Source organism: Chryseobacterium subflavum (genome assembly GCF_055762745.1).
The window spans coordinates 308,165-324,328 of the sequence record NZ_JBVTMR010000002.1 but is presented as its reverse complement, the minus strand read 5'-3'; the positions used below and the strand labels follow the sequence as shown (position 1 = coordinate 324,328).

Here is a 16,164-nt window from a genome sequence, read left to right as displayed (position 1 = left end):
AAGAATATGAATGACCAGAATAATGAAGTAAAGATTGAGGCGTATCACCCTCAATACAAAGAAGCTTTTAAAGCATTGAATGAAGAGTGGATCAAAACATTCTTCGTGATGGAAAGCGGGGACTACAAATTGCTTGATAATCCTGAGGAATATATTATCAGTAAAGGAGGTCACATTGTATTTGCCCTATTGGATAATGAAGTGGTAGGAACCTGTGCTTTAGTGAAGGCAGGACCTGAAACCTATGAACTTTCGAAAATGGCAGTAAGCCCCAAGGCCCAGGGTAAAAAGATCGGATATCTTTTAGGAAAGGCTTTGGTGGAGAAAGCAAAATCATTACACGCGGAGAAAATATTTCTGGAGACCAATTCTATTTTGGTGCCAGCGATTAAATTATATGAAAAGCTTGGATTTGAGCATATTCCGGTTACTCATTCGGCGTATAACCGTTGCGATACACAGATGGAGCTAAAGCTTAGGGATTAAATAAAAAAAAGATATTAGAACCTGGAGTAATCCTCGTTCTAATATCCAATTTAAATCTACTAATGATATTGAAATTCTTTCTTATTTCTTAATAAAGCTTTTCGTTAGGGACTTCTGGACTCCTGTAACTTTTATAAAATAAACACCTGTTGGGGCCTTATGAATATCAAATGTCTCGTCATATTGTCCATCCGATGATTTCGATGTTTTAGACAAAACCACGGACCCTCGGGTATCGATGATTGTAAATGTCATTTCTTTCTCATCAGATTTGAATTTTATATTGATATTCTGATTTGCCGGGTTGGGATATATCTTAAAATCTTCTGCTGGTCTTTCCGTGCTTTTTGCAGACAAAGTATTGCTCTGGCAGCTGGATAATCTGTTGGTACCATCAATTCCCCAGGAGCTTTCTACAGGAACACATAGCCAGTTCAGTACAGTTGGAAGATGATCTGTTTCTCTTGTGGTAGATAAATAATTATAGATTTTAAAGTTAGTTGTTGTATTGAGGCTACGGGTAGGACTTCCTGTAATCGTACTGTTATTACTGTTTGAACTTGAATCTGTTAGTGTATTGCCGGAAGTTTCATTGCATTTCCAATTAGCCAGTAATTGAGCATAATAAGGATGGGCAGAAGTGATATTTTGGGTAGCCCAATTAACTAAAACATCATTAGGAAGGGCTGATTTCCAGATCCTGATGTCTTTGTACGAAGCGGCCAGGTTCTGTCCATAAGTATTGGTTCCGTCCTGATTGATCGTTAACGGAAGCCCTGAATCAATATTTCCGATTGTATTCATTTTGGCAAAAGTAACAGGCACACCGTCCTCATAGAGAGTTACAAGGCCATCCCTATCAAAACTTACTGCAATATGTTTCCACTTATTGGTTTCCATTTTTCCTCCTACCAGGTCAATTCTGTTCGTACCATCACCAATATTTACTTTATAGGTTTGTCCCGAATATCCTGAGATAACAAATCCTTTGTTTTTTCCGCTGTTCCAGTTTTTATTACTGATCATTACAGGATCACTCGAGAAGCTGGCATTAGGCTTTACCCAAAATTCAATCGTAAAGTCCTGATTAGCCCCAAAGTTAAAAGGAACCTGGTTGGTAGGCTTGGCATAAGTACCGGCAGGGAAGTTAAGTTGGTTGAAAGTGACATTCGAATCAATGTCCGTTTTACTGATCTGTTGGGGAGTAAGGTTCGGATTAGAGTAGATCGTAAAGATATTCCTTTCAGAGAGATTTCCTCCTCCATGACCATTATTTACTGCCCCGTGATCTGTTGTCAGGACTACCAGCCAATCTTCATTGTTGTAAGTCGACCTGTTTTTCATCGCATTTACAATTTCTCCGATATAAGTGTCTGTTGTTTGCATTGAGGAAACATATTGTGGTACGGTCGAAGAAAAACCATAAGAGTGGCCTGCGTGATCCACGTCATCAAAATCCACAAACAGAATATCTGGGTTATCATTCTGCAATGCATCTACAGCAGCATTTTTTAACGCTAAATCTGTGCTGAAATTGGTCTTTACATCTGCATTTTTAATAATAATATCGTTAATAGGTGACCAATGTACGAGGGAGATTGTTCTTAAATTTGAATTATAGGCCTCTGCACGGGTAAGGAAATCGCGATAATTTACATAATTCGGGTTTGTGAAATTATTATCCTGAACATTGTGTTTTGTATGCCATACCCCAGTTAGCATGGTGCTCCATCCATTTCCACTCCAGGTCGTCGCAGCACAAAGGCCGTCAAGGGAATACACCGATTTTGTAATTAACGACTTAATATTAGGTGTATCGGAAGACATCATAACATCTGCCCGGCAACCATCGATTCCGATAAAAAGAACCTTTTTTGTCTGAGCACTTAAAAAGCAGCTCACTATAACTGCCATTGAAAATAGTTTTGTTTTCATAGAAATTTTTGTTTTTTGAAATGAAAATGTTTACAAATAGTAATTAATATTTTATTATTTGTAAAATTAATTTACTATTTGTAAACATGTGTGAACTTAAAGTTAATTAAAGGATAAAAAAACGATAAGAAACTGAGGCTGAATGATCAGTAGTAAGATGAAAGAATATGCTAGATAACTTCTTCAGCCTCAGATAGGGTATTGAATATATAATCAGGATTGGATTTTTCAAGTTCGGATCTTTTTTGAGCCCCAGAAAGAACGGCAATCGTTAATCCACACCCTGCATTTTTTCCTTCTTCAATATCAACCACCGAATCTCCTGCTTTCAGCACTTTTTGAGGATCAAGGATGTTGAATTTTTGCATGGCCAGATGAATCATTTCAGGACTTGGGCGGCTTTCGGATACATCATTAGCCGTAATAAGGGCATCATAATATACATTCTCCTTCCATCCCAGCTTATCCAGAAGCTGCTGCGCAATATCATAGGTATATCCCGTATTAAGAATAATTTTTTTGTCCTTGGACCTCATTTTTAGCAGAAAATTTTCAATACCCTCGATCGGCTTTACATCAAGGTTCTGATACGCTACTTTTAGCTGATCAGAGAAATTTTCAAAAATGGGAAGGGAATCATTTGCGTCGCCACCTATTTCAATAAGTAAACCACTGATGGCTTCTAATTTTTCCTTTCCTGCACAGCTCGATAATACCTTTTCCAGAGTAACATTATAACCGTAATCATTTACTGCGTGCATTAAAGTTTTATAAACTACATTGTCTTCATTAATTGTTGTTCCGGCCATATCCAGAACCAATAATTCTATGTTCTTCATTATTTTATGCGTATATTTTATCTATATTAAATTTTGAGAATCCACCGCTTGCGGTCATACCCTTGCCGCCGATACCTGTGATGATATGAATATTGGGAGAAGGATTATGTTCGAAAATATCTTTTGTTTTACATTGAGAATAGATCCCAAACCATCTTCTCTGAATTTCATAGGTTGGAAGATCAATGATCTTTTTGGCCTCGCTGATCATAAACTCATCGATTTCCATATTCAGGTCATATCCCAGGGCATCCGAATCCTTTGCACTTGCATATTCATGGGAATCTCCCAAAATGATAGATCCATCAAGAGCCTGCTTAAATAGAATATGGACCCCATATCTCTTTTCGAAAGAATCAGGGGTTTCTAACGCCTTGATTTCCTGAAAGGAAGGACATTCCTGAAAGGACTCGTATCTTCTGATGGATAACCCGGTAAGGATATTTCCCTGTAAGGAATAAATACCCTGAGCTTTGGTTTGTAGCATCTGCAGTTTCGTGACCACTAAATCGCTTTCATTGAATACGTTAGGATATAAGGTTTTAAACTCATGACCTCCGCAGATGATTATTTTTGCAGCCTGTAACTGCTGTCCGTCTGATGTCTGGGCAACGCATTGATTATTATCTTCATACGTTTCAATTACGGTCGTATTATTATAGATCTTTAAATCCAGTTTTTCCTGTAAAAGTTTATGAAGTTTGACGATCATTTCCCCCGAATCTATAGAAAGTTCCTCCGGAAAGAATAATCCGCCTTTACAATAATCTGAACGAAGTCCATCAAATTTCTTCATACAATCGTTTTTTGAGAGAAGAACAGACTCGTAACCATTTTTCCGGTTGATGTCATAAAGTTCATTGATAAGCTTAAGTTCTTCTTCATTGGAAGCAAGGTAAACAGAACCGTTTTTTCGTATTGTTAGATCTGTTTGGAATTGCAGCTCATTATATATGGCCAGACTCTCTCTTCCGAAATTTTGCCATTTAAGATCCATTCCCGATGGAACCACCTGCCCAAAATTTCTTACCGTAGCTCCCTGAGGCTGTGCATTTTTCTCTACCAAAGCTACTTTAAGGTTTCTTTTTAGTGCATGATAAGCGTGAAATGTTCCCAGAATTCCGCCACCCACAACAATAAGATCAAATTTTGTTGTCATTTTACTTTTGTTTTAAACCATTTTCGAAGCATCGAAATGGAAGTATTGATTTTTATTTAGTTTAGGTTTGGATTTTTTTTTGAAAGCTAGGAAAGCAATCACTGAAGAAATCAAAACCGTAATTACGATGAAATAGTTGAGTTGAATATAAAAATTCAGCCATGTTGTTTTGGAAGATCCGAAATTCTTATAAAGTAAGATCAGAACGCTGCCCAAATAACCAAATGAATCTACAAAATAAATCAGAAACCCTACATTTCCTTTGATTTCAAAGGCCGCAATCATCCTGTCAAAATAAATTCCGTTGAATGGAATATAGCAAAGATACATTCCCATTCCGGAGACCATCATCCATAGAAACGGAGACATCATATGATGCTGAAAGAAATACGTTGAAAATCCTACCGTTAGTATTCCCGCAAAAAGAATGTAATGATAATAGGCAAAAGCTTTTTTATTGTTTTTTACCCTTACCATAAGGCTTAAAATTAAAAGCACTACAATGGCGATCGGAATTTCCGTCAGGGTAAAAACAGAGCTGTCTGTTGTAAAGCTAAGGGCATCCCATATCTCACGGTTGAAATTGTCTCTGAAATCCCGGAGAATGGTTAAACTGATATACACAATAGTAATGCACATCATAGGAATGAAGAAACGGCGGATTAATGCCCTTCTTGCAGGCTTGTCTAATGGTTGTCTTTTATTCTTTAATAAAATGTCCTCTGCTGATGGCTTGGGAATTTTATTTAACATGATGCCGAAAATGACCAAAGGAATAATAAAAACCAATCCCGCTGTAAAAGGCATCCAGAATTCTGAAACACCAAACGTATCCATTATAAATTTTCCGACAGATTTGGTAAACCCGGACGAAACGACAAAGCTTGAGCATAAAAACAAGCCTATGATCTCCGTCGTTTTTCTTCCTTCAATATAGGAGAAAACAATTCCCCAGATCAATCCTAGCGGAAAACCGTTAATGAACATAAAAATAATGTTGTAAGGTGCCGGGCAGATTGCAAAACCCAGTAATGCAAGCTCTGCAATAGCAATAAAGCTTAACAGGTAGAAGATTCTTTTCGCGGGTTTTAGTTCAGAAATAAATCGGATTCCAACGAATTTTGAAATAAAATATCCCATAACCTGGGCAATGATTATCAGGACCTTATAATCCACTCCGAAGTATGCAAGGCCTTCGAATGAAGCTACCGTAAAAGGCTTTCGGAATCCGTACATGCAGAAGTAAACACCGAAAGCAGAAAATGCTGCCTTCAGTGTTACCATTCTATTTTTATTGGTGTTGCCTTCCATTTTGACCCTGCTAGAAGTTAAGTTTAATTCCCATATTGAACCTTACACCATAATATTCCACCTGTTCAGGGCGATTTTCATTTTTACCGAAATGATAGATCAAAGGCTTATTCAGGATGTTATTTACATCTGCATACAGCGTCAGAAATTTTGTAAACTGATAAGATCCTCCAAAATCTAAGCTGCTGTACTTTCCATAGTACGTGTCATTGATATCATCTTCAGCGTATTCCACGGCGTATTTTCCTTTATAGTTATAAGCCAGTCTTGCATTGAATCCCTTTTTTTCGAAGAATAACTGTATGTTGTATAGTTCTTTTGCCTGATAAGGAAGGGCTACCTTTCTACCACTGGGTTTCTCCATTTTTGAAGTCATGAAAGTAGCGTTTAGCTGTGTTCCGAAATATTGCAGGAATCCCGGAAGGAAGTCGAATCTTCTGTTCAGGCCAAGCTCAAGACCTCCCAATGATGCTGTTTTTCCATTATTGGGTGCTGTAAACTGAACTCCTGGATTTTCATTATAAGAACCTACAAAAGAATCCTGGAAAATGGGGTCTGTGATGGATTTGTAAAAGATCCCTCCGCTTAAAATACCTACATTGGAGAAATAGTATTCTCCCATCAGATCAATGTTTAACGAATACGTCGGATTAAGATTAGGATTTCCTCCTTTAAACTCGTTGTCGGCCTCAATATAAGTTCCTCCAGGTGTAAGATCCCCGAAATTGGGTCTTGAAAAAGTTCTTGTTGCTGCAAAACGAAAATTTGTTTTGTCGTTTAATGCATACTTGATGTGTAGCATGGGTAAAACGGCCAGGTATTTTTTAGTATTTTCTACCGGAACCAGTTTATCATCAATTACGTTATAACCTTTTACCTTCGTATTGGTATTAGATAGCCTGATTCCTCCCAATATTGTAATTTTATCATTTAGTTTATATGTTCCCATTCCATATGCGTCGGCATGTTTTTCAAATACATCGAAGTTTCTACCCAATGCTTTATTGTATTCCAAAGATTCCGAATCTGCGGGATTTATTTTTAAATTTCCCTGATTCTGGAACCAGAACTGGTCCATTCCGGTAGTCGATAAAACAGGACCGAAACTGTTGCCAATATGGGCATTCATTTCACTTAAATATTTTGGACCGTTAGGCTGCGTAGTAATGTACTGCCCGTAATCAGAAAGGAGGGGAGCTGTTCCGTTGTTCCAGCTATAGAAAATATCTGAAAATTTTGCATTACGCTCTTTATCCCTGTATTTAAAACCATACTTGAAGGTCAGTTTATCCGAGGCGTAAATCTCATGGTTGAAGGCCGCTACAATTTTGTCTTTTTCTTCAACAAAAACTTTGTAGAATTCAAGATCTGTGAATCTCATTTGAGAAGCATCCATTTTGAAATTAGGGTCACTGTAGAACCCAAATAATGCATCAGGATCTTTATAATCCAATTTTCCGCCATCGGCTTTCCAATACGCTCTAGGCCCATTTCCGCGATCTGCAATATAATTAGGATCAATGCCAACTCCGGACTGAGTGTATTTGATCACATAATAAGAATTGTTTTGTTTGTCCGGAATGTTTCCATATTTGAACCGGTTATCATAGTAGGACAAGTCCCAATCTATTTTTCCTTTATTCAATTGATGGATCCCTCCCAGAGACACAGAGGTTAGCTGCGTAATCAGAAGATTATGGATATTCTGTAATTCCACTCTTGCCGTATTGTTGGTAGAACTGAATTTATCGAATCTTATTCTGTGCTTGTAGTGGGTTTCATCATCTGCTAACGTTCCGTACATTCCTTTTAAATAAAGAGTGCTCTTTGGAGACAACACGTATTCAAAAGCTGTATTGATCCCCGTGGTCTTTCTTACCCCATTGTAATCCCGCAACTCCAATCTGAAGACTCCCTGGTCACCACTTCTTCTCGCCTCAAAATTATCTGTAGACCAGTTTCTCGTAAAGTGGGCAATATTGAAAAGGTATCCCAGCTTTTTATCCTTTGTTCTTCCTCCGTACAATAAGCCCAGATTATAAACTCCCTTGTCGGATTTTGCATTGTAACCGCTTCCAACCGTGATCTTTAGCTCTTGTTTCATAGGAGGGGTTTTGGTAATGAAATTCACACCGCCTCCAATTCCATCAGCTTCCATATCCGGAGTGAAAGATTTATTGACATGCACGTAGGAAATAAGTTCTGTTGGGAAGAAGTCAAAAGCCGTTGCTCTTGAAGTGGTTTCTTCCTCTGCCGTTGGAAGCCTGTTTCCATTAATCGTTGTTGAAGCCCAGAACGGAGGAAGTCCCCGTATAGATACAAATCGTCCTTCTCCCTGGTCTCTTTCAATAGAAACACCTTGGACCCGCTGAACGGTTTCTGCGGCATTTCTGTCCGGAAGTTTTCCGATACCATCCGAAGCAATTACATTGGTCATGTTGATTGCATTCTTTTGAAGATTTAAAGCTCTTGCTTCGCTGTTTTTTAATGTGGCGGTAACAATTACTTCGTCAATATTTTTATGTTTTTGTTGTAATCGGATTATGCCCAGATCAGTATTTTCTTCGGATTGAATGCTTACAGGAAGAGTAGTGCTTTCATATCCTATATAGCTTATCTGCAAATTATATTCACCTGCCTTAAGATCATTAATGGTGAATTTACCATCAATATCGGTAACCATATTCTTAGATAATCCTTTTATTTTGATCGTAGCTCCGGGAAGAGGTTGATTCTCGTCAGATACAACTCCCGTAATCGTTTGTTTTTGGGCGGATGCCCATCCAATGAAACAAAGAAACATAAGGGGGAGTAATTTCTTCAATCTTGTTTTCATTTTTACAAATATTAAATTTTTATGCAAAACAAGCTAATAATTTTAATATATGTAAATATTTGGTATTAAGTAATGATTAACAAATAATGCCATATTGTTAAGGGTGTATTACGTAAGATTGTCGTTAAAAAATAAGATTAATTGATAATTAGTGCTGTAAAACAGAGGGTTTGGTTGTTTTTTTTAAAGAAAGTATCTCAAAATGTGAATACACATGAAAGGAAAATAAGTTCATTTTGTATTCATTTTATTGGAGCCGTAAAAAGTAAAAGTTGAATATTTGTAAACTTTTTAATGGAAAAACGGATTATAATTAACTCCGGATATGAGCCGGAAAAATAAGTGGTTTACTTATCTGAGTAAAAATAAAGGACCAGCATAATACAGCTTTCATTGCTTATACTTACAGGAACGTGAGGTAACTTCCCGTTAAAATATAGAGAATCACCTTCATGTAGAATGACTTCTTCATTATCGATGAGGTATTTTACTTCTCCTTTCAGGATATACTTGAATTCCCAGGCATCCGTAATTACTTTTTCCCTTTTGGAATTAGGTTCAAGGGTTAATAAAACCGCTTCAAAGCCCAGAGAATGAAGACTTTTACTGAAAATATGCACATATTTAAAGCCTTCCGCTTCTACTTCTTTTTCTATAAGTTGCTGACTGTCTTTAGGAAGATAGATGAATTTGGCATTTGATTTTTTTTCAACGCCTTCGAAGAAAAAACTGGCATCGATTTCCAAAGACTGGATGAGGTCCAACAAAACCGGAAGAGAAGGAATTGTTCTCCCATTTTCAATCCTGGACACAAGTCCATTGCTTACATTGGCTTTAAAGGCCAGCTCGTTGATGGTTAAATTATTTTTCTTTCTAATATCTTTTAATCTTTTGCCTATTCCTATTAAAAAATCATTCATACTTTAAAAATTTAACCTAAACTTTTTTCATTAGTTGCTTATCACAGCAAATGTAATATTATTCTCTATAGTTTTCACCAACTTTACCATTATTTCATTGAAAAACTCATGATTCATGCATTCCTTCCGTTTCCTATCTTTTTGCTATTTTTGTGAAATTCGTTACTTATGAAAAAAATTATTCTGATCGAAGACGAAACCAGTGTAGTATCTTTTATAAAAAAGGGACTTCAGGAAAAAGGCTATGAGATTTCTGTAGCTTTTGACGGACGTACAGGAGTACAGCTGGTAGAAGCCAATGATTTTGATCTGGTAATTTTGGATATTATGCTGCCCGAAATGAATGGGCTTGATGTCTGTAAGGAAATAAGAAAGACCAATCAGCATGTTCCTATTCTTTTTCTGACTGCCTTGGGAACCTCCGAGAATATTGTCCTTGGCCTGGAGAGTGGCGGAGATGATTATCTGGTAAAACCTTTTAAATTTATAGAACTCGTTGCCCGGGTAAAATCCCTGCTGAGAAGAAGCGTTAATAATACCGCGACCCAAGAAGCGGTAGAACCGGATGCGGATAGTGAATATATTTATCAGGTTTCCGATCTGATCGTGAATGATTATACTAAAAAGGTAACCCGTGCAGGAGAAGAAGTTTCCCTTACTTCCACAGAATATAAGCTGTTGTTGTATTTTCTGAATAATACAGAAAAAGTAATTTCCCGGGCAGAAATTCTGGACGCCGTGTGGGGCGTGAACTATGAGCTGGGGACTAATGTGGTAGATGTATACGTTAATTATCTTAGGAAAAAGCTCGACAACCAGGATGATCAAAAGCTGATTCACACGGTAATCGGGATGGGATATGTTTTAAAAAAACCTTAGGATGTTTAATAAAGTTGTTACTACCCAAACCAAAACAATGATACTTTTAATGGTGGTTTTTACTACCATTATATTACTGTTTGGAGGGCTGGTGTACTTCTCTATTGTCAATTTTTCACATCAGAGGTTTTATGAATTGCTTAAAATCCGGACAACAACGATAGTACAAATCGAAAAAGGAAAAGAACATCTGGACCTTCCGGAAAACTACATCCTGAACAGCCTGAATGACGAAGAGCTTCCCATGGAAAAGGACTATGTATTTATGGTTCCTGCAGATTCCAATTTCAGGAAGATATCCCAGGAAGTTCATATTCCGGATACCTTTTTCAAGAACATCATGAAAAAAGGGGAGGATAATTATAATGATAAAGAGTTTTATTATATAGGACAGTCATTCAGATTTCATGATAAAGATTATATAGCAATAGCTTCTGCGAAAAACCATTACCTGATTTATTATCTGGGATTCCTTAAGAGGACATTGGTTACCTGTATTATCCTTTCTTTGTTCTTCAGCATGATCTTTTCTTTTTATTTATCCAAAAATTTATTCAAACCTATTTTAAAAATTACGGGGAAAGTAAAAGAGATCAGTTCGGAGAATCTTCACTTAAGATTGGAGTCCCATCCCGATAATAAAGAATTGAATGAACTGGCAGATACTTTCAATGATATGCTCAACCGGATTGAAACTTCATTTGAAACCCAGAATCATCTGATCGGAAATGTTTCACATGAATTGAGAACTCCGCTTACTTCTATTATGGGAGAAGCAGATGTTGCTCTCTCAATCAACAGAACCGCCGAAGAATATAAAGAAACACTGGAGATCATTCTCGATGAAGCCGAAAAACTGGATAAGAAAATCAAAGCCTTGCTTATGATTGCTCAAACCGGATTTGATGGTAAGATCCAAAAGATAGATAAAGTAAGGATCGATCAGCTCCTTTGGGATGTTATTGAAACCCTTAGAAGGATTGATACGAGGAATAATATTTATTTGGATATCAGCATGTTGCCGGAAAATCCAAAGAAGCTGAAAGTTCAGGGTAATGAGCAATTGTTGCATCTTGCTGTAGCCAATATCATCAATAACGGGTGTAAATATTCCAATTTCCAGCAGGTAAAGGTTTCTTTAGGCGCCACGGATACCGATGTTTATATTATTATAAAGGATAATGGTATCGGAATTCCTCAGGAAGAAATGAATAAAATCTACGACCCGTTCTTCAGAGCCTCTAACACGAAAAACTATGAGGGCTATGGAATCGGCTTACCACTGGCAAGAAATATTGTAAGAATGCATCACGGAGAACTGATTGTAAGCTCCCATGAAAATCAGGGGACTACCGTCCAGCTTCGTTTTCCTAATTTCTATGTGATGCAGGCAGAAAACCAGGGATTGGGGGCGAAATCTTAAACTTGAAAGATCGTAAGATTCTTTTGGAGTCGAGGGGGATGGCTTAATATATTTTGTTCTGTAAATGAATAGGTTGAAATTCTATTATTCAATCTTTTTTACCCATTCACCTCTCCATATTAAATTCTCTTAACAATTTTCTAATCTCATTTTAATCTCTTTAATGACATTTTAATTCCATTCCAAAGATCCTCTAATTTGGTCACTATAGTTTTGTATTATCAAAATCAGATAAAACACTAAAATCGAAGATATGACCAAAACAATTTTAATTGCCACCGATTACTCCCTTGAGTCATTAAATATATTAAAAAAAGTACTGAAGGAAAAAGACGGGAAACATGACGAAACAAAATATAACATCATATTCGTATCAGGATATGACATGGGAGATTCTATCAGAGATCTTTTATTCACGACGAAGAGTACCATATTCGGTAAAATAAGATCCCATGAATTTTGTGACGCATTCAGCATCATAAAAAACAAATATCCTCACCTGATTAATAAAATGAACTGCGATATTTTCACAGGAAGTTTTCAAAGAACATTTAATAATTACATAATAACAGAAAAAATTGACGAGGCTTATTATTCGCCATCGATTAAAAGTAAAGGGAAGGGGAAGTTCGACATCATTCCGTACATCAAAAAATGCAAAGATCTTGAATCGCATGAGATTACTCTTGAGATTTCTGAGAGCCTTCCGGAAAGAGGAAGACTTGCTGAGATTTTTGTCGAGGTCTAAAAAAAACACACAATTCAATTATTTAAATTAATAAAAATGTTAAGAAATTATAGTAACAGCAGGACATTGGGAGACAACATCAGGTTGGGGACGCTGACGGCCTTTACGGCGGGAACTATAAATATAGCATCTCTCTTAATTTTTCTCTCTTTTACCTCAAACGTAACAGGACACTATGCCATTTTTGCTGCAGAGATCAGTAAAGGAAACTGGACGCAGGTGGCAGTGGTTGGTGCATGGATATTCCTTTTCTTTTTCGGAAGTTTTGTAGCGAACTTCTTCGTTATTAATTTTAATAAAAAAAGTAAATACTTTGCCCATGCGATGCCTATTGTGCTGGAAATTATGTGTTTGCTTTTTGTAGGGATCTACGGACAGGTTTTCTACAGGAAAACAGTAGAAGAAACAGAGTATCTGGTTGCCCTTATGCTTTTTGCAACCGGTTTACAGAATGGGTTAACGGCAAGTATTTCCAATTTCTCGGTAAAAACAACACACCTTACCGGTACCACTACCGACCTTGGAATCCTGGCGTCTATGTTTACCCAAAAAAAGTACAGGAGAAATCCGGAACTGATTGCAAGGGCAAAACTGCTTTCGAGTATCATGCTGGCTTATGTATTAGGAGCTGTGTTCTCAGGATTAACCTATTATTATCTGGAATTCAGAGTGTTTTATGTAATCAGTATATGTTTATTAGTAGTTATTGGGTATGATTTCTATACGATCCATGTCCGCCACTTTAACACGCGGTACAGATACAGTAAGATCTATAAAAAGCCCAGCCTTCTGGCCAACCTGTATGATAAGATCCATGGAAAATCTAAAACCAAAGAAAAAAGAAGACTTGTATTTGATGATTAAAATACAAGAATAAATAAAGAAACTATCAGTATTAATTTTGTGTAAACAAGCTGTGAATCAATCCTCTATTTGTGTCGTACATTTAGGGGATTGTATTTTTTAGAAGGATGAAAAATAAAGGGATTATTATATAAATCATAAAAGGCAGAATTTTTGCATATTGATAATAAAATTTTAATTCGCGTTTTTATTGTTTTTATTCCCATTTTCATTGACTATTTTTGTAAGTTGATTTAACGTTTTTTATGTCAGATATTATTCAGCTTTTACCGGATCATGTAGCCAACCAAATTGCGGCGGGAGAAGTGGTGCAGAGACCTGCGTCCATTGTGAAAGAATTATTGGAGAATGCTATCGATGCAGAGGCTTCTAAAATTGAACTGATCGTAAGGGACGCCGGAAAAAATCTGATACAAGTTGTTGATGATGGAAAAGGAATGTCCGAAACGGATGCCAGAATGGCGTTTGAAAGACATGCTACTTCAAAAATCAGAGGGACGGAAGATATTTTCAGAATTGCGACAAAGGGATTTCGTGGAGAAGCATTAGCTTCTATTGCAGCTGTCTCCCAAGTAGAACTCAGAACCAAACAAAAAGATGCCAAAATAGGAACCAATATTTACATTGAAGGTGGAGTTTTCCAGTTTCAGGATCCTGTGCAAACTTCAGAAGGCTCTAATTTTTTGGTGAAAAATCTTTTCTTTAATGTTCCTGCAAGAAGAAAATTCCTTAAAAATAATAATATTGAATTCAGACATGTTATTGATGAATTCCAAAGGGTTGCTTTGGCCCATGAAAATTTGGAATTTTCATTATTCCATGATGATGAACCGGTTTTCCGCTTAAGAAAAGGAAGCCAGATGCAGAGGATCGTAGATATCTTCGGACGAAAGTTGCAACCACAGCTTATTCCGATCAAGGAAGATATTATATGGTGTAAACTGCATGGTTTTGTTGCCAAGCCTGAAGGGGCAAAAAAGACAAGAGGGGAACAATTTATTTTTGTTAACGGAAGATTCTTTAAGAGCCCTTATTTTAATAAAGCGGTTCAGGAAGCATTCGAAGGACTGCTTTTGCCTGGCTATATTCCTACCTTCTTTCTCTTTTTAGAGCTGGATCCCGAAAAAATAGACGTTAATATTCATCCGCAAAAGACAGAAGTGAAATTTGAGGATGAGCATCTTATTTTTGCACTGATCCGTTCTACAATAAAAAGATCTCTCGGAATTTACAATGTGGCTCCAAGTCTTGATTTTGAGAAAGACCCACAGCTTGATGAGCTGATGCAAAAAACCTTCCCGGGAAAGACAAATAGCGGAGGGGTTATAAAGATGCCGGAAATTGTGGTCGATAAGGATTATAATCCGTTTTTGGAAGAAAGAGGTGTAAGGCAGGCTGAAATTCAGAATCTTGCAGAAATGTACCATCAGAATATATCTGCGGAACCTTCCAAAATAAACCTTTTTGAGGATGAAGATTTTGATGAAGATCTGATGAGGCTTCCCAACGGGTATTGGCTGTTCAATAAAGGGGACAGAACCCTGATGCTTGATCTGGGAAGAATGCACAGGCTTTTTGTTTCAGAAAATAATAAGCCGACAAAAAAAGGAACCATAAACAGTCATGCACTTCTTTTCTCTTTGGAGTATCATATGAACGAGATTGAGAAAACAAAATATAAATCAATCAAAAAATATCTTCCTGAGCTGGGATTCGACATGAAAGTGGCCCACGAAAGTGTATTGAGGATAGATGCGGTGCCTGAGGGGTTAAAAGAGACTCAGGTTATGAAGTTTCTTGAAGACCTGTTTGAGATCCTGGATTATAAAACAGATGAGGAATTCAACCAGTATTATCAGAATCAATGGACGAAGATGCAGTCTAAATCCAGATTTGACTTTATTTATAAAAAGGATGCTGAACAATTGATCAAGGACTTTACGGCATTAGGTTTTCCTGAGTTTTTACCTAACGGGAAACGATGCTTTTATGAAGTTCCTTTCAATGATTTTAAAAACAAATTTTAAAAATGTTTAACAATATACCACCGATTACAAGAAATATAATTATAATAAATATTGTTGTATTTATTATATCCTATATTTTTCCACAACTGTATAATACACTTTCTGCGTATTATCCTTTTTCTCCCAACTTTAGGTCCTGGCAGATCATAACCCATATGTTTATGCACGGAGGATTGATGCATATTTTATTTAATATGCTGACTTTGTGGAGTTTTGGGCCTATATTGGAACAGTCTTTAGGTGAAAGAAAGTATCTGATCCTCTATTTTGTAAGTGGTTTGGGTGCATTTTTCTTATTCAATCTTTGGAATTTTATAGAAATTCAGCAGATTACCTCCAGCCTGGAAAGCTTAGGCTTAAATGCGGCTGAAATTTATAAGAAAGCGGCAATAGGATATACAGGAGACATGAATATAAGTGCTACGACAGAAGAAGGAAAGGAGCTTTCCCAAAGTCTTTATAATGCACTAAGGACTCCTATGGTCGGTGCTTCGGGAGCCATATTTGGAGTTATTGCTGCTTTTGCTACCCTTTATCCGGATTCAAAGATCGGGATTATGTTTATTCCGGTTCCTGTTAAAGTTAAATACCTTTTACCCATACTACTTGTTATTTCAATTTACTTAGGGGTTTCAGGAAATGTAGGAGGTATTGCCCATTTTGCGCACGTGGGAGGGGCTATTGTAGGCTTTCTCCTGGCTTTACTATGGAAAAAGCATTTGTATAGATTCCGTTAA

The 16,164-nt window shown here is 36.9% G+C and carries 13 protein-coding genes; 7 read left to right on the top strand and 6 right to left on the bottom strand.

Annotation, left to right across the window (positions count from 1 at the left end):
• Nucleotides 1-6: 6 nt before the first annotated feature.
• Nucleotides 7-486: a GNAT family N-acetyltransferase gene (locus tag AC0INN_RS10715; RefSeq protein WP_273650218.1), complete on the top strand. Its 480-nt coding sequence runs from the start codon at nt 7-9 to the stop codon at nt 484-486.
• A gap of 81 nt (nt 487-567) precedes the next feature.
• On the opposite strand, the gene AC0INN_RS10710 is transcribed toward AC0INN_RS10715, so the two are convergent.
• From AC0INN_RS10710 to AC0INN_RS10685, 6 genes are all read right to left on the bottom strand, one after another.
• A complete protein-coding gene (locus AC0INN_RS10710; RefSeq protein WP_273650217.1) occupies nt 568-2,421 on the bottom strand; it encodes an alkaline phosphatase family protein in 1,854 nt (617 codons plus the stop codon).
• 170 nt (nt 2,422-2,591) lie between these two features.
• On the bottom strand, nt 2,592-3,260 hold the full coding sequence (locus AC0INN_RS10705; RefSeq protein ID WP_273650216.1) for an HAD hydrolase-like protein: 669 nt from the start codon (nt 3,258-3,260) through the stop codon (nt 2,592-2,594).
• A 4-nt stretch (nt 3,261-3,264) separates the two neighbouring features.
• The gene (locus AC0INN_RS10700) at nt 3,265-4,419 is read right to left on the bottom strand and encodes a TIGR03364 family FAD-dependent oxidoreductase (protein ID WP_273650215.1); all 1,155 of its coding nucleotides are present in this window, start codon (nt 4,417-4,419) and stop codon (nt 3,265-3,267) included.
• Between the two features lie 12 nt (nt 4,420-4,431).
• A complete protein-coding gene (locus AC0INN_RS10695; protein WP_273650214.1) occupies nt 4,432-5,703 on the bottom strand; it encodes a DUF5690 family protein in 1,272 nt (423 codons plus the stop codon).
• A gap of 37 nt (nt 5,704-5,740) precedes the next feature.
• Complete coding sequence (locus tag AC0INN_RS10690) at nt 5,741-8,566, bottom strand: TonB-dependent receptor (RefSeq protein WP_273650213.1); 2,826 nt, start codon at nt 8,564-8,566, stop codon at nt 5,741-5,743.
• Nucleotides 8,567-8,913: 347 nt separating this feature from the next.
• Complete coding sequence (locus tag AC0INN_RS10685; protein ID WP_172281576.1) at nt 8,914-9,486, bottom strand: helix-turn-helix domain-containing protein; 573 nt, start codon at nt 9,484-9,486, stop codon at nt 8,914-8,916.
• Nucleotides 9,487-9,654: 168 nt separating this feature from the next.
• Here AC0INN_RS10685 and AC0INN_RS10680 point away from each other — a divergent pair, with 168 nt between their 5' ends.
• The 6 genes from AC0INN_RS10680 (at nt 9,655) to AC0INN_RS10655 (ending at nt 16,164) form a co-directional block, all read left to right on the top strand.
• On the top strand, nt 9,655-10,365 hold the full coding sequence (locus AC0INN_RS10680) for a response regulator transcription factor (RefSeq protein ID WP_306613170.1): 711 nt from the start codon (nt 9,655-9,657) through the stop codon (nt 10,363-10,365).
• Nucleotide 10,366: 1 nt separating this feature from the next.
• Entirely contained in the window at nt 10,367-11,788 is a 1,422-nt protein-coding gene (locus AC0INN_RS10675; RefSeq protein ID WP_172281573.1) for a sensor histidine kinase, read from the top strand.
• Nucleotides 11,789-12,041: 253 nt separating this feature from the next.
• The gene (locus AC0INN_RS10670) at nt 12,042-12,536 is read left to right on the top strand and encodes a hypothetical protein (protein ID WP_273650212.1); all 495 of its coding nucleotides are present in this window, start codon (nt 12,042-12,044) and stop codon (nt 12,534-12,536) included.
• Between the two features lie 36 nt (nt 12,537-12,572).
• A complete protein-coding gene (locus tag AC0INN_RS10665; RefSeq protein WP_172281570.1) occupies nt 12,573-13,400 on the top strand; it encodes a YoaK family protein in 828 nt (275 codons plus the stop codon).
• 245 nt (nt 13,401-13,645) lie between these two features.
• Nucleotides 13,646-15,427 carry a DNA mismatch repair endonuclease MutL gene (gene mutL / locus AC0INN_RS10660; RefSeq protein WP_172281568.1) on the top strand — a complete coding sequence of 594 codons (1,782 nt, stop codon included), beginning with the start codon at nt 13,646-13,648 and terminating at the stop codon, nt 15,425-15,427.
• Nucleotides 15,428-15,429: 2 nt separating this feature from the next.
• Nucleotides 15,430-16,164: a rhomboid family intramembrane serine protease gene (locus AC0INN_RS10655; protein ID WP_273650211.1), complete on the top strand. Its 735-nt coding sequence runs from the start codon at nt 15,430-15,432 to the stop codon at nt 16,162-16,164.